Here is a 20795-nt window from a genome sequence, read left to right on the forward strand (position 1 = left end):
ACTTATCGCCTGACATCGATTGGGTGGTCAGCGACATCCGTGTGGAGGCGAATTTGTGCCAATCCCATTTCTGTACAATCAAAACTCTATGCTGGCGCCTACGGCCAAAGTGACCGTTGGAGACGGATCTGCTGTGGTCTGCGTTACAAAGAGGTCGAAATCAAACTGGGCATTGCCGCGTCGCACATCAAGACCAACCCCGATCGCCCCGCGGGTACTGTCTGTCCTCTTTTGTCTCAAAGTGTAGACGGTCGCCGGGTCGTCCAAATAGTAAATGCCTTGCTGGTACCCGCCTCGATAGTCATGACCAATTTCGGCCTGAATCTCACCAATCATCGAACCCCAGGGTCGTACAATTATCCGTCGCATTTTCAAACCTACGGCCAGTCTTTGGACCGTCTGATCAGATTGTGAATATCCCAAGGCAAAAGGCCCCGCCCCACCCTCTTGGTAGCTGTCCAAATTGGTCCGTCGCCAATCGTAGCGCAAATACGGTGACAGGATCGTTTGAGACTCCAAAGTGTAATCACCTGAAAGCTTCATGGAGAGGAAACTGTTATTCCCGCTTCGGTTTGAAAATTCGGTAATGCCCGTCGTCGCATCCACCCTCGTATCTGAATAGCGCAATTCGCCGTGCCCTATCGTTCCATCAAGGTAAAATGTGTCCTGAAACTTCAAGGAAAAATAGCCAGCCAGCGAATGAGCGTCAGCCTCGGAATACGTTCCCAACGATCCAATTCGAGCGGCAGCGGCAGCGTGAGAATAAGCAACACCAGCGAAAAGATTGTCATTGATTTTAAAGTCAATTCCAAAGCTATGACTGCTTTGCGTCTCATCATCGGCTTCGGTATATTCTCCCTCAATCCAGACCCCAAGATCGTTACAGTTATCTTCGAAACCAAGGCAATTCAGTTTGTAGTGAAGAGTTTCGGTACGGCGAAGTATGTTGCGGCTGAACCCGTCTGAAATTCGCATCGACATACCAAATTGTTTCTCGATCAGGTCGGCGATATCCGGATCAGTTGTCGGATCGGGTCGGCGATCTTCAATGACGAAACTATAGTTGATGAGCCCTGTGTTGCCCTCGCTGTCAATCACACCAATCGAAATGTTGAAATCACCATCATTTTCAGGTGTACCCGACAGAAGTCCTTCCGCCCCCAAAGTCAAACCAGTGGGCAAGACTCCACTTTCCAGAGTAAACTGATAAACCCCGCTTCCGCCATCTGCCGACAACTGTTGGCTATATTCTTCAAATTTGGAGCCACTTGGCAACACATCCGGAGAGATATCCAAAATCCCTAGCGCCGGATCTATCTCTAATGAATAGGATGCAACACCAGTGTTGCCTACTGAATCCACCACAGCAACTGTCACAGCAAAAGTTCCGGTTTCGAGTGGTGCACCTTGCAGAACACCAGCAGACGTCAGGTCTATTCCGTCCGGTAGCGCTCCGGCTGATAAGGTGAATGTGTAATTTCCGTTGCCCCCACTCGCAGTCAAAACCTCGCTGTAAGGCTCGCCGTAGGTACCTTCCGTCAGTGCGGCTGGCGAAATGGTCAACAATCCGTCCACAGATGCGATTAGCAACACATAGTCACGGCTGCCCGTGTTGCCCGACCCATCGATAACGTCAGCGGTAAATTCGAAACTCCCGGTGTCCTCTGGCGTGCCGGTTAACGTCCCATCTGATGCCAGATCAAGCCCCAAAGGCAAATCGCCACTTCCAACCGAGAATGAATAATTTCCATCACCGCCTGAGGCCGAAAGGCTCGCTGCGTAGAGAGAACCATATGTTCCATCTGACAGCGTCTCAGGTGAAATTGTCAAAACCGCTGCTGGCAAAATCCGAACAACAACCTGTTGCGAACCAGTATTTGATTGTCCATCAATTACATCAATCCGGATATTGAAGTCCCCAGTCTCGGTCGGAGTACCGGCTAATTCACCATCACTTTGCAGACTCACGCCAGTCGGGAGATCACCAGTTCCGAGGCTGTAACTGTAATTTCCGTCGCCTCCAGCGGTCTCAAATTTAAGGCTGAACGGAGAACCATAGGCACCCGCCGGCAAATCGTCCGGCGATACATCCAAATCATCAACCGGTTCAACGACAAGGGTATAGGATTGGCTGCCCGTGTTGCCCACAGAATCCGTTACTCGAGCCACCAATTGAAATGAGCCAGTCAAAACCGGGATGCCAAAAAAGACCTCATCGCCGTCAGACAAGCTGCCTATATTCCTAGACAGCCCGTCTTGAAATACGCGGTCAGCACTCGCAGCGACGACGTCTTGGACTTCAAAAGTATAGGGAGCAACACCAAAGCCCGTGCTCAACACCACGCTATAAAATGATCCATAGCGCGCTGTCGGCAATGTGGAGGGCGTTATAGGGAGCCCATTCTCAACCGGCAAAATAACCAGCGTAAAGTTCTGCGTGCCAGAATTGCCCTCTTCGTCGAAAACTTGGACATCAAAAGGAAATGGCCCCGCCTCAAGAGGAAGGCCAGATATCTCGCCACCCGGACTTAGCGTCAAACCAGAGGGCAAATTCCCAGATGAGACGCCATAGACGTAAGATCCAGCCCCTCCAGTCGTATTCAGAGAAACGGAATAACTATTTGCATAGGTGCCATCCGGCAAACTCGTCGGAGTAATGCTTAGATCGGTGCGTGCCGTAATTCTAACCGAATAAGTACGCTGGCCCGTGTTGCCTTGACCGTCCTGGGCCGAGACTGAGAAATTGAAATCTCCATTGCGTGTGGGCACACCGGTCAACGCACCCCCTGCGGCCAACGCAAGGCCATCAGGCAAATCGCCGGATGTCAGTGAGAACGTATAGTTCCCATCGCCGCCTGTCGCGCTCAAGTTTTGCGAATAGGCATCTCCAAATACACCGTCTGCGAGGTCGCTAGGCTGAATTACGAGATCGGTAACTTCATTGATGATCAATGTATAGCTGTGGGATCCGGTGTTTCCTTCATCGTCGGTGACATTCAATGTGAACGGGAAACTTCCCGTCTCCGTCGGAAGGCCTGTCAGCTCCCCTGCCGGCGTTGCACTTCGGGCAACGTATCCTATTCCGTTAGGCAATGTGCCGGTTAAGGTCATTGTATAAGGCGCGGCACCGCCGTCGTTAAAGAACTGAACAGAGTAAGCTTGGCCAAAGGTGCCTTCAGGAATACTTACCGGTGTGATGTCAACGAGACCAACTTGCGGCAAGACGGTCAGCGTCAACGCTTGTGTGCCTTCATTGCCCTGACCATCCTGAACAAAGGCATCAAAGCTAAACACCCCTGTTTCCAATGGTGTTCCGGACAGGCTCCCATCAATTGCAAGCCCAACCCCAGCCGGCAAGTCCCCACTCGCCTTTGCGAAAACATAATTTCCATCGCCGCCAGTCGCACTAAGCGCTTGCGAATAGGCAGCGCCATAGCTGCCGTTTGGCAATGTATTTGGCAAAATCTCCAAATCTGTGTCTGGATCCACCCTCAACGAATACGATCGAGTACCTGAGTTGGCCTGTGTGTCGGTCACTTGCACGGAAAACTCAAAGGTTCCGGTTTCCGCAGGCGTACCGGAAAGAGTGCCGTCCAAAGCCAATACAACGCCACTAGGAAGGCTTCCGCTGACTGCATGGAACTCATAGCCGCCCGCGCCGCCAGTTGCCGTCAACGTCTGCGTGAACCCTGTACCGTAGGTGACGGGGCTCAATGATGCTGGTGAAATCTCCAAAGTGTCGATCGTCTGAATATCGAGCGTGTAACTTCGGGTGCCGGAGTTGCCCTCTGCATCAGTCACCACCACACTGACCGGAAATTGACCCGTTTCGATTGGAATACCCGAAATACGACCCGAAATTCCGGAAGCCGCAGCATCAAAAACCAATCCTGACGGCAAGGTGCCAGTCATGACCGAAGTATAGGGCTCCACCCCGCCGCTGCCTTGGATCAACGCGACATATGCGGTGCCGAAGCTACCTGTTGGCAAGTCTGCCGGAATAACCTCAATCAGGCCTGACACAGGATTCACCACCAAAGTGTACCCAATCGTTCCAGAGTTGTTTTGCCCATCGACCACGGAAACCTGGAACGCAAAACTCCCTGTTTGTGACGGTGTCCCTGACAGCCCACCTGCTACCGACAACGTTATCCCTGCCGGCAAACTTCCTGAAATAACATAGAACTCATAGGTCCCGTCTCCTCCGGATGCAGTCAACGTTTGGGAATAACTTGCGCCAAAATCAACCGCAGGCAAACTTGCCGGCGCAATGGCCAGATTGGTGAGCGATTGTATAGCGAACGAAAAGTTTTGCTTACCTATATTGGACTGCTCATCAATCACCGTGACCTCAAAATTGAAGCTTCCAGTTTCAATTGGCGTTCCGCTCAACTCCCCGCTGGCCGACAAGCTGAGTCCGTCGGGCAAAACACCTTCGGTCACACTAAATTCATAAGCGGGCACGCCTCCGGACGCCGTGAGTGTTTGAGTATACGGCGTTCCGAAAACGCCATCGGTCAAAGCACTCGGGGTAATGTTCAGAGTTGTGATCGGTGCCACGGTCCAAGAATAAGACCGCTGACCTGTGTTGCTTTGCCCGTCCTGAGCACCAATTTCGAATTCGAAACTGCCGGTTTCCTGTGGATCGCCGCCCAACAAACCCGTCGCCCCGTCAAAAGCCATACCGGCGGGTAAATCGCCGGTTAGCGTATAGGAGTAGGCCCCGTCCCCTCCTGTTGCGATGAATAAACCGATATAAGTTGTGCCAAATTGACCGTCCGCGAGAGTCGAAGGCGCAATCGTCAACAGGCCCGATACCGCACGAATTTCGATTGTATAGACAAGGCCGCCGGTGTTCGCCTGTCCATCTTCTACTGCGACAGTGAAATTGAAGATGCCGGTCACAGTAGGTGCCCCTGACAGCGCGCCATTCGATGCAAGGCTCAACCCATCAGGCAATGCACCGGAGGATATAGAGAAACTGTAGTTTCCGTCGCCACCTGACGCGGTCAGAGCCTCTGCATAGGCCACGCCATAGTCGCCATCAGGTAACGTCGCTGGCAAAACGGTAAGTGATGAAATGGTGTCAATTTGCAGCGCATAAAGCCGCGTACCTGTGTTGGTTTGTCCGTCTTGCACGCGTACGAGAAAATTGAACGCACCAGTTTCGGTTGGGGTTCCGCTTAGCACCCCTTGCGCCGTCAACGTCAGTCCCAAAGGCAGGCTCCCAGCTAACACATCAAACTGATATGTTCCGTCGCCTCCGCTGGCTGTTAGTGTTTCCGAGTAAGCTTCGCCATAAACACCGTCGCTTAGGCTGGCAGGTGAAATCTCCAAATTATTCACCGGCAAAACAGTCAAAGTATAGTCACGTTGGCCGGTGTTGCCGTGCACATCCGTCACTGTGACCGTGATGGGAAAATCCCCTGTTTCCGTAGGTATACCCGAAATTTTTCCGGTGGTTGTGTCGAAACTCACCCCTACAGGCAATGCTCCTGCCACCTGCCCGACGAACGGAGCCACCCCGCCTGTGGTGTCGATGGTCACGCTGTAGCTTTGGCCATATGTGGCCTGCGACAGACTGCTTGGTGTGAGGTCAAACAAGCCATCGACCGGATCAATGGCAAGTGTGTAACTTTGGCTTCCAGTATTGTTTTCGCTGTCCGTCACGCCGACAACAAAATCGAAACTACCTGTTTCACTTGGCGTTCCTGCCAAGGTGCCATTGGCGGCCAATGTCACGCCATTCGGCAAGTCTCCTGATGACCGTTGGAAGGTGTATCCGCCAGAGCCACCCGTCGCTGTCAGAACCTGCGAATACGCAACAGCAAAGCTGCCACCGGGCACCGCAGTAGGAGTAATCGCAATTACATCCGCAGGCGCAACAGTCAACGCGTACGACTTGGTCCCAGTGTTGGTTTCGCTATCCGTGACCGTCACAGTAAAATTGAATTCTCCGGTCTCAGTTGGTGCCCCCGACAACTCGCCTCCTGCTGCCAGAGTCACCCCTGTAGGCAGCGATCCGGAACTCACCACAAAGCCATAGCCCCCGGCGCCCCCTGCGGCACCAAAGGTTTCGGTATAGTTGGTCCCGTAAACGCCATCCGCCACCGCATCCGGTGAAATTTGCAGGTTTTCTATCGGGTTAACCACCAAAGTATACCCGCGCGATCCCGTGTTCCCATGAACATCCGTGACGACAATATTGACCGGGAAGCTCCCCACCTCAGTTGGTACACCGGAAATCTTTCCGTTGGTGGTGTTAAACGTAACCCCGCTCGGCAAACTCCCAGTAAGCGCACCGGTGAAAGGCGCAACGCCACCGGTCGTGTCGATTGTGACTTCATAAGACGCGGCATACGTGGCGTTTGGTAACGTGGTGGGGGTCAGACTGAATAGGTCCACAACTGGATTAATGGCCAAGGGCATAGAAGCACTGCCAGTGTTGCCCTGCCCGTCCTCCACCGTCACCGTAAGGTTGAAGGTACCCGTTTCCGAAGGAATGCCGTCAATTGCACCACTTGACTGAACCTGCATCCCATTGGGTAAGTTGCCGGATGTCTCTACGAAGTTATTGCTGCCATCGCCTCCGGTTGCTGTAAACAGATCGGCGTAGGCCACGCCATAAATTCCGTCCCCCAGTAACGTCGGAGAAACCACCAAGGTCGTCACAGGTACAATGGTCAGAGTATATGACGCGGTTCCCGTCGCGAGCAGACTGTCCACAACTTCAACAACAAAATTGAAATTGCCAGTCTCGGTCGGAGTGCCCGTCAATGTACCGTCCGCCGCCAGAGTTACACCTGTCGGCAACACCCCGGAAGCGCGCGAAAACGTGTACGGTCCAGTTCCGTCCGACGTTGAAAACACCTGTGTATAGACCGCACCATAGTCGCCATTTCCGAGTGTGTCCGGATCAATCGAAAGCGAACCAAACGCTGGCGCAATTGTAAGAGCATAATCAATTTCACCGGTGTTTCCTTGCCCGTCGACCACTTCTACCGTGAAATTTGCGGTTCCCGGCAGCCCCGACGGTATTCCTGTAATCGACAGTGCGATTGGATCAAACGTGAGCCCTGCGGGTAAGGCGCCGACGGAAATTGCGCCTGTATAATTGCCATCCCCACCGGCAGCATTCAAAAACGCAGAGTAGACCTGTCCTGACACGCCATCGGCCAAGGCGGCCGGAGTAATATTGATTATCCCAAAGGACGCGACAACGGCAAGGGTATACCCCTGACTGCCAGTGTTGCCTTGCCCGTCCTCAACCGAGACTGTTATCGCAAAAGATCCGGTTTCGACGGGCGTCCCGGACAGCGTCCCATTTGCCGCCAAAGTCATGCCACTTGGTAACGGCCCAGCTGCGAGCGCAAAGTTGTAGCTGCCATCCCCGCCTGTTGCTGCTAGATTTTGACTATATGCCATTCCATACGTTGCCCCAGGGATCGTCGTTGGAGAAATCGTGAGCGTTGCAACAGGATCGACAGTAATTGTGTAGGATTTGGTGCCGGTATTGAACTCGCCGTCCATCGTCAGAACCACGAAAGAAAAGTCGCCTGTTTCGGTGGGTGTTCCGGCGATTAGCCCTGAGGGACTCAGACTGACTCCCGCCGGCAGAGCTCCGGAATTCAAAGCAAATCGATAGCGTCCGTTACCACCAGAGGCCTGCAATGTCTGATTGTAGGCGGCACCGTAAATGGCATTGGGCAAACTGTCCGGAGAAATCGCAAGTGACGTAATGGTATTCACCGACATTGTATAAGACCGAACACCTGTATTGCCCTGTCCATCGGTGGCGGTGACATCAAAGTTAAACGGTCCCGTTTGCGTGGGTGTGCCGGACAATAGCCCCCCGGCAGCCAACGTCATCCCTTGCGGCAACAGACCAGCGCTAACGGCAAAGGAGTAATTTCCGTCTCCGCCTGACGCTGAAAGTGCGCTACTGTAAGCTACGCCAAAAGTACCATCAGACACTGTTGCTGGTTGCACCACCAGCGTCGTTACAGGCGCCACAGTCAGGCTCACGGTTTGGGTGCCGGTATTGCCTGAAGAATCTTGCACGGACAGGTCGAAACCGAACACGCCAGTTTCCAAAGGTGTGCCGCTGGCAACTCCAGTAGATGACATTGTCACGCCTGACGGAAGGTCTCCGCTAAGCACTGCAAAGCTATAACTGCCATCGCCACCCGTGGCAGAAAAAGTTTGACTGTAGACTGCACCATAGGTTCCGCCTGTCGCTGTGGTCGGTGATATCGCCAGCGTATCGATGGTTGCGATTTTGATCGAATAGGTGCCGTCGCCGGTGTTGCCTTGCCCGTCAGTCACCTGAATAACAAAATTGAAATCGCCGGTTTGCGTCGGTGTTCCTTGCAACAAACCACCGGTCGACAGGGTAACCCCTGCCGGCAACGCCCCCGATGTCACGGCAAACCCATAGCTGCCATCGCCGCCAGTTGCGGTCAGCGTTTCGCTGTACGAGACGCCGTATTGTCCATCGTTCAAATCATCCGGCAAGATGACAAGATCGGTCACCGACGCGACATCTAACGAATACGCGATGGTGCCACTATTGCCCCATTGATCGACCACATTCACGGTCAACGGGAAAGTGCCGGTTTGAATGGGAGTGCCCGTAAACCTCGCCAGAGCCGTATCAAATGTTATTCCCGTCGGCAAAGCGCCAACCACCGCAGGTGTGTAAGGCTCGTCCCCACCAGAAAAACTCAGCGAAAGCGAATAGGATTGCCCGAACGTACTATCTGGCATCACAGCAGGCGCAATAGCTACCAGCCCGACAGCGGGATCAATTACCAGTGTATATGAGGCGTCGCCAGAGTTTCCGCCACTGTCTGCCACCGCTACGGAAATTGGAAAGCTGCCGGTCTCCAAAGGCGTGCCGGAGAAAGCTCCATCCGCGCTAAGAGTGATCCCGGCAGGCAATGGGCCAGATGTCAGTGCAAACGAATAAGAACCGTCCCCGCCGCTGGCCACCAGTGTTTCGGAATAGGCTGTCCCGTACCGGCCGGAGACAAGCGACGCCGGCGCAATGGACAAGGTGTCGATTGTTTCGATTTCAAGCGTGTAGGGCTGCATCCCGGTATTGAGCTGGCCGTCGATGACTTGAACGGAGAAATTGTATTGGCCTGCGCGCGTTGGCGTGCCTGACAGAGCGCCGTCAAGGCCAAGGCTGAGCCCCGCCGGCAAAGACCCTGATTGAACTGTGAAACTATAGCTACCGTCACCACCGCTGGAATTCAGTGTTTCGGCATATGGTGTGCCGAATGTCCCATTGGTAAGCGTGCTGGGCGTGATAGGCAGATTGGTTATTGGATCAACAGCCAGTGTGTAGTCGATTGAACCGGTGTTTGATTGACTATCCGACACGTCCACCGTCAACGGGAAATTCCCGGTTTCGATGGGAGTTCCAGAAAACTGTAATGTGGCCGGATCAAATGTCATGCCTGCGGGCAAGGTACCGGTCAATGTCCCGGAATATGGCCCCAATCCCCCCGAGACCTGAACCGACACAGCATACGGTGCGTTGTATATCGCTGCAGGTAGCGTCGTGGGCGCCAGTTCTAGCAAACCGGCGACTGCCTCGATCTGCAATGAATAGCTTCGCGTGCCTGTATTTCCCTCTCCGTCCACGACATCGATCGTGAAATTGAACGTCCCCACAGCCGCAGGCGTGCCCGAAAGTTCGCCGGAAGAAGTTAGGCTAATGCCTTGAGGCAAAGTCCCCCCGCTCACACTGAAAAGATAATTTCCATCCCCACCAGTCACTGCTAGCTTTTGCGCATAGGCACTCCCAAACGCACCATTTGGCAAGCTCGGCGGCGCTATATCCAAAGTTGTGATCGCATTGATCCTCAGCGCATAGCCGCGCGAACCAGTGCTGCCGATAGTGTCCGTAACTGCGACATCGAAATAGAATGTCCCCGTTTGCAGTGGTATTCCAGACAAGTTGCCAGCCGCCGAAAGCGTGACACCCTCTGGCAACGCACCGCTTTCTACTGAGAATGTGTAGGCGCCATCTCCCCCACTTGCGCTCAGGAGTTGTGAATAGCTGGCTCCGAATTCACCTACAGGCAGATCCGCCGGAGAAATCTCCAAATTCGATTTCGTGTTGATCACAAGCACATAGTCTCGCGTGCCGGTGTTCCCTTGGGAATCCTCCGCCGTGACGGTCAGAGGAAAACTCCCGACTTCCGTCGGTGTGCCGCTTATTGTTCCGCCACCGAAGCTCAAACCCGCTGGCAGAGCTCCGTTCAGAAAGAAAATGTAGGGATCATCTCCGCCTGATGCCCCAAAACTGGCCGTGTAGGCGGAGCCATATTCTCCCTCCTCCAGCGTGTCCGGCGAGATTTCCAAAGAGCCCAAATTCGGATTAACAGTCAGCGTATAATCAATTTGCCCCGTGTTTGATTGGCCATCATCCACAGCAACACGAAAATCAAAATCGCCGGTCTGCAACGGCGCGCCTGTTAATGACCCGTCGCTGGCCAAAGTTGCGCCAACAGGAAGAACGCCGCTTGCCACTGCAAAGCGATAGTTTCCGTCACCGCCATCGGCCGTCAAAGTCACGCTAATGGGGTCGGCATAGGCTACGTTGTCAAGAAAGCTGGGTTGGATCGAAAGCGTATCAATCGGATCAACGATCAAAGAATAGTTCCGAGTGCCGGTGTTACCTGCGCTGTCTTCAACCACCAACGTCCATTCAAAATTACCTGTCTCCGTTGGGGTCCCGGACAGATCGCCCGCAGGCGTCAAAATCAATCCCGCGGGCAAACCACCGGAGACAATCGCAAACTGATATCCACCGGCCCCACCGGACGCCGTGAACTCCGCACTGAATGGATCCCCAAAACCCGTGCTGCCCAACGCCGGTGGCGCAATACTTAGCGTCGCAATCGGCACGATCTGAAGAACGTAATCTTGTGTGCCAGTGTTGCCTTGGCCGTCTGTTACGACCACGCTTACCGGAAAATCACCATTTTCCGCTGGGATGCCGGAAATCCGACCGTTGCCTGTATCAAATGTTAGTCCCGCCGGAAGGTCACCGCTGATCACGCCAGTAAACGGAGCCAAACCACCGGTGGTGTCAATAACCACAGAATATGACACACCGTAGGTACCCTGAGGTAATACAGGCGGCGTCAAATCAAACAGGTCTTCGACGGAAACAACCAGCCAAGAATAGCTCACAACACCTGTGTTGTTGTTGCTGTCAGTAACCAAGACCTCAAGATCAAATGTCCCGGTTTCCAGAGGCGTCCCAGACAGGGTACCGTCGCTGCTCAACGTCATACCGGCTGGAAGTGCACCGCTAGACAAAACGAACTCGTAAACGCCGTCACCACCGCTGGCCGTCAAAAGCTGAGAATAACTCTGGCCAAAGGTCGCTTGGCCCAAAGTTGCCGGTGCAATTGTCAACGTGTCGATCGTGTCGACCACCAAAACAAACGTGCGATCCCCGGTGTTGCCTTGCCCATCCTCAACAGCAACCTCGAAATTGAATGCTCCGGTTTCTGTTGGTGTGCCGCTTATCGTCCCATCCAAGGCCAAAGAAATTCCGGCCGGAAGTGCGCCTGTCGAAAGCGTGAACTCATAACTTCCATCGCCGCCGTCGGCAGTAAGCAGAGCACTATAGGGGACGCCCCAATCAGCGTTGTTGAGTCCTTCAGGAGAAATCTCCAAACTGTCGATTGGCGCCACGACTAACTGGTAACTTCTTGTTCCGGTGTTGCCGTGTACATCGGTAACAGTCACCGAAAAATCAAAGGTACCGGTCTCCTCAGGGATTCCGCTGATTTTGCCCGTGGGACTGTCAAACGTGATGCCTTGAGGCAGATCGCCTGACATCGTTCCGGTATAAGGAGCAACGCCGCCTTCAGTCGACAACGTCACGGAATATGAAACGCCGTAACTCGCTCCTGGAATTGTCTCCGGCAGCAACTCGATCAAACCGTCTACCGGATCAACGACCAAATTATACTCTTGCCGTCCGTCATTGCCGTGCACATCCGCAACTTCCACAGCAAATGAAAAAGTCCCTGTTTCATCGGGTATCCCCGACAGTGTTCCATCCGTCTCCAAAACGACCCCATCTGGCAACGCGCCAGAAACCGTTGCAAATTCGTAAGGCCCCTCGCCTCCGGATGCCGTCAAGGCTTCTGAATAGAATTGATCAAATGTCCCATCAGCCAAAGTGGTCGGCACAATCGCCAACAGATCGCTTTGTGGCAGGATGTCAAAACTATAGCCTCGCCCGCCTTCGTTTGACTGCCCGTCTTCAACGTGAAAGGTCACCGAAAACGATCCGGTCTCATTTGGCACGCCAGAAATCTGCCCGCTGCTTGAAAGCGAAACTCCATCCGGCAACTGCCCACTTTCAATACTGAATGTGTAGTTTCCATCGCCGTTTTGCGCAGTCAGTGTCTCGGAGTAGCCGACGCCAAAATCACCGTCGGGCAATGACTCCGGGAGCAGGTCCAACCCTTCATTGCCCACAATGACCAAGTCATAGCTTCTGACCGCCACAGCTTCGTCCCGGTCGTCATCCTTCCACGCGGTAACGACAATCGGAAAGGTTCCGGTTTCTTCCGGTGTTCCGCGAAGCTGCCCCCAGCTCTGCATACTCATCCCTTGTGGCAAAACGCCGGAGCTAAGCTCGTAGAAATAGTCATTGCTATCCCCCAGAATGAAGAAAAGCCGGGAGTAAAACTCGCCATAAAACCCTTCGGGGAGCTGTAGCGGCAGCAACAGATAGAACTCGACGTCGCAATCCTCGCCACCGTCCTTCATCTTGATTGAAAGATCTTTGTTACCTTCGAACTCGCCGACTTCACCGTCGGCATCAACAATCCGAATATCGAATTTGTAATTGCCGCTACGGTCACAGCTCGTACCAGACACCAGCCCATCTGAAGACAAGGACAGCCCGGTTGGCAATTCGCCCCCGGTCATTTCGAAGGAATAAGGCGGAGTTCGCCCGTCGACGTCGATCAAGTAGGAATATGCCCGACCGCCCTGAACATCGTCCAACTTCGTCTCTATCTCAAATCCGTTGTCCGTTTCCTTTTTGCTGGTATCCACCAAACGGCCGACCGGTCCGGGCGCGTTAAGCGCGCCATCTTCCGCATTCAAGCCAAGCGCTGTGAGTATTGATCCCGCAAAAAGTACATCAAACACAGAGTTCGGCTCAGGTGGTCGGTCGAACACGCCCCGGGTGGACATTCGGAAACGCTTTCGGACTGGCGCAGCACCAGGGTCTTTGACCAAAACCACCCATTCAAATTCACCACGTGCAGACGGCGTACCGCGCAAGGTGCCGTCGGTTTCCAGAGTCAATCCAGAGGGTAGTGATCCTTCGACAACGGTTACAGTTCGCTCGCCAGAAACACTTGAACGCAGAACTTGTTGCTCGAATGGAACCCCCACGATTGCAGTATCGAACGATGCAACATCGTTGTTTGGCGGCTCCTCAGCGGCAACCGCGCCGATAGACGCAAGGAAAAGACCCACGACCAGAGCCCAAACGACAAAGAAGCGCGTCAAGCGATTGACCACCCATGCTAAAAACTATGTTCAAAATTTCTAAATATTTTCAGCGTTTTTGGGATTTTTGCAAATATTTACTTTAAAAAGCCGTTCTTTCCCAATCCTGTGCTTAGGACGGGCGGGTCACTAAAAGCGTTCCAGCAAATTTCACTGTCGCGACGTCTGAAGGCTGATCTCCCTGATCCATCCACATAAAAACCTCATAAGTATATGAGACTATCCACCATTTAACACTTTTCGTTCTGCGCAGTTTTAGACTTACCACCTTGGACCTAGCTTCAACTTTTATCAGCTAAGCGCCGATCGCTCTATATTGCCGCTAAATGTTTCATAGACCAATTCGCCCGCCAAACTGCGTCTTCGGGTGGGTTGTCCCTTGCGATAAGCTGCTCCACGCGATCAATGCGACCCGCCATGCCTGTACCGTTGGCAATTTGGATGGCCAACCCGGGGCGTGCATTCAACTCAAGCACCAAAGGGCCTTCGCTTTTATCCAAAACGATGTCCGCCCCCAGATAGCCCAGCCCGCTCGCGGCCTGACATCTCGCAGAGAGCCGCACTAGGTTCTCCCAATGTGGCACGTTGATCTCGGCAAGATTTGCGCCTGTATCAGGATGTTGGGTAATGGGTGTGCCGTTCTGGACAGCCCTAAGTGCTTTGCCGGTGGCGATGTCTAGTCCAACACCAACTGCTCCTTGATGAAGGTTAGCCTTACCATCCGAAGCAGCCGTCGATAGGCGCGTCATGGCCATCACAGGAAAGCCCTTGTAGACGATCACCCGAATATCAGGCACGCCTTCAAACGTGAAACGGTCGAAAATCGGGTCAAAATCGACCATAGTCTCGATCATCGCCACGTCGGGTTTTCCGCCTAGCGAATAAAGACCGCTGAGGGTGTTGTTGATGTGGCGCGCGACCGCTTCAAATCCAATCAGGCTTCCAGATGGCTTAACGTAATCATCCCCCTCTCGTCCGGAGATCACCAGAATACCTTTCCCACCGCTTCCGCGAGCTGGTTTAATGACAAACTGCGGGTGAGGTTTCAGAAAATCGTGTACTTCCTTTATCTGCCCCGTCAAACGAACCACACCAATCAAAGCCGGTGTGTCGAGCCCGTTTTCTTCAGCGAGTTTCTTTGTCTGAAGTTTGTCATCAACCAATGGATAGAGATGGCGTGGGTTGTTTTGTGCGATGAGTTCGACATTGCGGCGATTCATGCCAACAATTCCGGCCTTGGCCAGCTGTCGCGGTGTTGCCAGGCCCAGCATTAGTCCTTCCTCGCAAGGGGTTCAAACCGGCGCAACTCGCTCAAGCGATACCCAGTGTATTGCCCGATCACGAGGATGATCGCGAGACCGACCAAAAGCAGTTCGGGGAATTCAAAAGTCCAATAGCTGATGTAGCGGTTGGTCATCACAAGGTAAGCAATCACAGCCGTTAGCAAGCTGCCCCCACCTTGGAGGAAGACTTCTTTCATACCCTCCTCTTCGACAAGAACAGACATGCGTTCAATGGTCCAAGAGATGATGATCATTGGGAAAAAGGTGACGCTAAGTGCTTCCGAAATACCAAGTCGGAAACCGATAACCGACAACGCGATATACAGAGTGATCACCACCACCAACACGGCAGCTATTCGCGGCACCAAAAGCAAATTGAGCGAAGTGAGATACCCCCGAATTACCAGTCCTGAGCTCACAACAATTAGAAACAGAACCAATCCTGTAAGGAGCTCTGTTTGTACAAAAACAAGGGCAATCAGGATGGGCATGAACGTGCCAGAGGTTCGCAAGCCAACAATATTTCGTAGCACCACAACAACCAGAGCACCGATTGGGATTAGAAGAAGCGTTGCAAACGCGTTCTGAGCCTCGACAGGCAGAGAAAGGATTGAAAAATCAATCAAGGATGAGCCAATTTCAGTGTTGTAGGTGACGGCCGCATGGCGTCCGGAAATCTGGTCGGCGATCACAGAAAAGCGAATACTGGAGTCAACGCCGCCTTCAATTTCATAAAGGGCATCTCCACCAAATTGCCATGGCAGGAAGAGCTCAGGCAAACCCACTTGCGCGTTGTCAAAATCGATAACGTGCCAACCCTCTCCGTTCCAGATCGCCAGTAAATCTGTCAACCGGGATGAGTTCTTTCTCTCCTCCAAGAGAATGCCACGTACGCGCTCCGCCGGAATACCGGCAGAATGCATCAGCCTCAATGCCGCATTCACTCTGACGTGCCGCGAGGGGTTCTCTCCAATCAAAGCCAACACCGCAGGGGTTGGTTCTTGCGCGGTTAGCGACTGGACCAACCGCAGCGCAAGTCCTTCATTGTCAGCAGAGAACTCATATGCTTCAGCCAAAATCGAGTCCGCGGACTCGCCTTCGGCTTGGCTGAATACAGGTTTTTCGGGACTAGCCGGGGCGTCCAGCGCGTTGATCAGGTCTGGAAGTCCACCACGATAAACGCGTGCACGATAATATAGGGAATACTCGCCGCTTGGGTTTCTGGTCTGCCAAACACCCTTGCGTGCCCTGCCCTCTTCCTCAATGTGAAACCCAAATCCTCGTCCGGCTGTGCTGTGGTCGACGACAAGTAGGTTATTGGTGTTGACTGGCAGACTAAGTGTGACCCGAACAGGCTCGCCGGTGGCACGAAACGAGACATGCGCTTCAGCGGTCCATACAGTTTCCTTGGTGCCCGGCAACAAAGGAAAACCCAGTTCCAAGTGTTTAAAGGCGGTTAGGCCAACGCCGACGAACAACAAAATACCAACGATAATCCGAAGTTGAAGCTTGGCTGTCATTGTGTCCTCGTTATTCAGATTTTTCGGATTTTTGCGGCTCTTGAATGTAGCTGCGGCTGACGTCTACGAGAGCAATCCCATCAAGGAAGTTGCGCCCTATCAGGATTGGAAACTCAAAATCGCGTCGGTCTGTCAGGTTCACATCGATACGTTGATCAACCTTGCCGATCCTTACATCCATGGTCACCACAGGGCGTTCCTGAGTCGCTTCTTCCCCCCCGCGTTTTTTGATTTGGGCTATCCGGACTACCTTTTTCTCCGTTTCGATAACCTCTTTCGCGTCTGCGTCGCTGATTTTGAAACGCACCCAAGGGGCACCATCACGTTCGAACATTTCGATGTCGACTGCGTGTACCGAAGTGGTCGTTGCGCCCGTGTCAATTCGCGCAGGCCAAGTTACCTTATATTCCGGAAGTGTTACCTGCTCTGCTTCGCCGATCACCATAAATTCGCCATGAACAAGTTTTTGCTCAAGGCGAAGAACTTTGGGGGCTTCGTCGGCCCTAGCGACATGAGTGAAAATCGGCAGAAGTATCGCCAGGCCTATTGTCCAACCGGTCGCGCGTGAAAGTCTTCCCTTACTTCGATGGGGTTCATTGGTGCTGCCAATTTGGAGTGCCATATCATTTTCCTTCAAAGTCTTAATCCCCTCTCCACCGACAATACCGATGGCCCGTGGCACAGTTGAGATGGCCAGTTCCGTAACCTGAGGGCGATGTTCATTGCCCAATTTTGATGCCTTTGATGAAAGGCTAGTGCGAGATCGACCTTTGGTCCAATGCTTTGAGGCCAAGTGCCATGAAGCGCCGCCCAAAAAAACGATGTCTTGGCTAGCGGTCTTGAAGTGTCATTTCACGCGCGCTGATCGATAACAAAGCTCCGTACTTTTAACTTCGAAAGTGTGTGTAAATTTCGGCCCCGCACCGCAACGGGGTGTCCCGGTTCTCCTATTTGCATTCCAGAACTACTTGCAGAAGGCTTGTTGAGGATTGGGTCCGAGGCGCGAATTTGTCGACAATCTCGGATGCGATGTGCAACGATACCGGAATACATAAATATACTTACCCCTTCGGGACTACTTCCTGCGGCCCCGAAGACACGATTTTGAACTGGGCGACCACGTCAACACGTTAGGCTAATTCTTGGATTTGAACCTAGAGGAAGGCATGCTTTGAAACGTTGGATAAAAAGAACGGTTTTTGGTTTTCTATTGCTTGTTCTCGTGGTTGTTGGGCTTGGTTGGGCTGCGTTGGCCACGCCAATTTTCAGCGATACGCGAAAAGACTTTGTGGCCAAGTTGTTGTCGGAACAGATCGGACAACCTTTTCTAATCGACGGCGATGTGAAGGTTGTGTTGTCGGGCACCACGCTGGTTCACGTCAGCGGAGCAAGTATCCCGAGCGCTGACATTCCCTCCACGAACCTTGCCGAACTAAATATTCTGGAGTGGGAACTAGATTTACCTGCGTTGCTGGACAGGCGAATTGATATCGACAACCTGACTATTGACGGCTTGCAAGTGCGGCTCATCACCAAGAAAGACGGCACAACAAGCTGGACGAACCACAAAACCACAAAGCCGGCTCAGGAAACGACATCAAGTCCCTCTACAGATACTGACCATGAAAATGTGCCAAGCGGCTCCACCGCCCCGAAACCTTCAATCTTCACATTTCTCGCGGATCGCACAGTTTCTTTTACCAACATCGGTCTGCTGTCGTTGGACGAGACCTCCGGCTTTGAATTTAACTTTCAGCTAGAAAAAATCGCGCTTGACCAAAAGGAGGACGGCAACCTGGCGGTCGTCACCGGTGCAGGTACCTTGAATGGGGCTCAGTTTACTTGGGACGGTAAATATCCCACGGGGGCTCCCTTCACAAACCAGCTCGAATTTGGCGATATTACTTTAGGCTACAACGGAGAGGCTCTTGACGACAGTGGCTACAAGGCCCGACTTGAGCTCAACACAGGGCAGATCGGCGATGTTTTTGAGGCACTTGGATTGGTGCGTAGCTTGGAAGGCGTCGGAAATCTGTCAGTGGACATCACTAGCAAGCCGGACTTATTGGCCTTCGCCAATCTCCAAAGCACGCTAGACCTGCAAAAAGGTCAAAAGATTACAATTGAAGGCGACGTTGGCAATCTTTTCACCAACGATGCGTTTGATATTTCGGTGAATGCCCGACTTCATCCAGAAGGCCAACCTCCAGCCGAGGCCAACAGCCTTAAAGAGATAAAAGTAACGCAGATTAATGCGCACATTGTGAATGAAGACAGCCAACTCGCATTTGAAGAACTACTGTTTCATACCAACGCGTTTGACCAAGGATTGGATCGAGTTGGGCCGCTTTCCATTGGCCAAATCTATCGCTCGGAAGCCCAAACCTTGGGGCTTCGAGACGTCTCTATTCAAGCAGGACCGGAAGATGCCCCTTATCTGGTGGCCGAGGGAGACATCGGTGACGTGCTGAATTTGCGTCTCGTCGACATGAAAGGTCACCTTTTTGGGTCCGCAGATCTTTTACTCAAGGATCTACCGCCTGAAGACGTCGCAGCTTTTGGGGGTGTTGAGGCAGATTTTGTAATTGCGGATCAAGATGGTGCACTCAGTTTACGGCATCTGAATGCGCGCACCGTCAACACAGATCTTTGGGATCTGAAAGCTGAATTGATTGTAGCCAGCATTGAGGAGCTCGCAGGCTTAAAGCTTGGAGTGAGTTTTGACGTTCTTAAGACAAAACCCTTTTTGACCACTCTTGGATTGCAACCAGTTGGCATCGAGTCGCTCAAAACCGGTGTCTATCTTGAAGGGACAGCTAAGGATGCGAAGGTCGGATTTGAAGTGCACGCCAATGAGACCAACCTCAAAACCGATTTCATTTTTGACCTAAACCAGCAGGTCAACGTGGTTCGCGGAAAGGTCCTCAGTGATTATATGCGACTTGATGATCTGCGCGAAGGGCTGAAGGTCATCCGTCAACTAAGTGAGCGCGCAAAAAGCACGAAATCGCCTAAGGACGCAGAAGATGCCGGCGACGGCAAACCGCCGATCCAACCTTTGGTACTCGAAAAGAAAGGCAAGGCATTTGATCTTCAACGCATCCTCACGGAAACCGATCTGGCGGTGGCTATAGAAATAGAGGAATTTGTCGGGGACGCGGGTACATCATCAATGAGCAGTGAGTTGACTGCCAAGGACGGTCAAATCGTGGCTGGCCCCCTAGAGCTCTTTTATGGCTCCGGACACTTCAAAGTCACCGCCTCTATGGACGCAAAAGACAAACCAGAAATCGCGCGTATCCAAGGCGTGACCAGCGGCTGGAATTTTGGGGAAATTCTAAAAGCGATGGATGTCAAAATTCCAGCTCACGGCGAATTATCCGCAACCGTTGACGTTACCGGCAATATCACTTCAGGGAAGGCGTTTGCCAATTCAATGGCGGGCTTTGCCTCGTTGAATATGCGCAATGGCGGTATCGCCACCAGCTTGTTGGAACTTGCGGGACTAGGCATTTTCCCATGGCTGGTGTCCAAGGAATTTTCCGAGGGAGAAACTGAAATCGTATGCGTGAAGGCCCCCGTCACTTTCAGCGGCGGCCAAGCTCGCTTTAATGCACTGGTGGCAGAAACCAAAAGTGTTCAGCTGGTCGTTGATGGCAAAGTTGATTGGGTGCGCGACGCAATAGACATCCGCGCAGAGCCGCGTCGGGTTGGCAAACCGCTCGCCAGGAGCGCCTGGCCGTTCGACGTGGTTGGCAAGCTTTCCGACCCCAGATTTAAACTGGATATAGGTGGGTCCCGCAGCAGCCGCGCAGACGGAGCAGATGAAATGCCCGCGAACCGCGAACCTTGCACACCGGACATTGAACAGCTGCAATGAGCGCGTTTCCGATCTTAATAGGAGTTGAAGTCAGTGACAAAACCTCATGTGTTCGCAATGTTTTTGCTTTTGCCTTCCCTTGGGGTTGCAGAAGCGCCTTCGGAGTACGCCTCTGTTGGCGATTGGACCGTCAAAATAGATCCTTCCAACGGCAACGGCTGTTACATGGAAAAGACGTTTGACAGCGGCACACTTGTGCAAATCGGCGTTGTTCCGGACAAAGACGGTGCATTTTTTGCGGCCTATAATGCTCTGTGGCCGAAATCCGAATTAGACGCAAAGAGCACTGTCTTGTTTGATTTCGGCGACAGCCGTTTTCAAGGCGATGTGCTTGGCGATGTTCACGATGGCTTACCCGGCGGCTACGCGTTTTTTGACAATCCGGAATTTGCTTTTGAGTTTGGCAAGCGCGCATCCGTTGTCGTCCAAGGAGCATCTGGAAGGTCTGAAGACTTAGACCTCACTGGCAGCATGAAAGGGTTGGCAAGTGTTCGGACCTGCCAGAAGGAACAAAACTAACGGATGAATGCATCCGACTGTTGGTGGATAAGTCGA

Annotated in this window: 6 protein-coding genes; 2 read left to right on the top strand and 4 right to left on the bottom strand. The window is 52.8% G+C overall.

The features are described 5' to 3' along the window. Positions 1-78 precede the first annotated feature (78 nt). The 4 genes from PG871_RS14285 to PG871_RS14300 form a co-directional block, all read right to left on the bottom strand. Positions 79-13557 (bottom strand): putative Ig domain-containing protein, encoded by a 13479-nt coding sequence (locus PG871_RS14285; RefSeq protein WP_270730374.1) that lies wholly within the window; start codon positions 13555-13557, stop codon positions 79-81. A gap of 311 nt (positions 13558-13868) precedes the next feature. Continuing rightward, a complete protein-coding gene (locus tag PG871_RS14290) occupies positions 13869-14828 on the bottom strand; it encodes an alpha-L-glutamate ligase-like protein (protein ID WP_270730376.1) in 960 nt (319 codons plus the stop codon). Beyond that, a complete protein-coding gene (locus tag PG871_RS14295) occupies positions 14828-16360 on the bottom strand; it encodes an inactive transglutaminase family protein (RefSeq protein ID WP_270730377.1) in 1533 nt (510 codons plus the stop codon). Before PG871_RS14295 ends, PG871_RS14290 begins: the two co-directional genes overlap by 1 nt. A 10-nt stretch (positions 16361-16370) precedes the next feature. Continuing rightward, positions 16371-17090: an ATP-dependent zinc protease family protein gene (locus PG871_RS14300; RefSeq protein WP_270730379.1), complete on the bottom strand. Its 720-nt coding sequence runs from the start codon at positions 17088-17090 to the stop codon at positions 16371-16373. A 441-nt stretch (positions 17091-17531) separates the two neighbouring features. On the opposite strand from PG871_RS14300, the gene PG871_RS14305 reads away from it, so the two are divergent. Then, complete coding sequence (locus PG871_RS14305; RefSeq protein WP_270730381.1) at positions 17532-20240, top strand: AsmA family protein; 2709 nt, start codon at positions 17532-17534, stop codon at positions 20238-20240. A gap of 165 nt (positions 20241-20405) precedes the next feature. Continuing rightward, positions 20406-20759: a hypothetical protein gene (locus tag PG871_RS14310; RefSeq protein ID WP_270730383.1), complete on the top strand. Its 354-nt coding sequence runs from the start codon at positions 20406-20408 to the stop codon at positions 20757-20759. Positions 20760-20795 lie beyond the last annotated feature (36 nt).

This window comes from Shimia sp. Alg240-R146 (assembly GCF_947331465.1).
GTDB lineage: Bacteria > Pseudomonadota > Alphaproteobacteria > Rhodobacterales > Rhodobacteraceae > Shimia.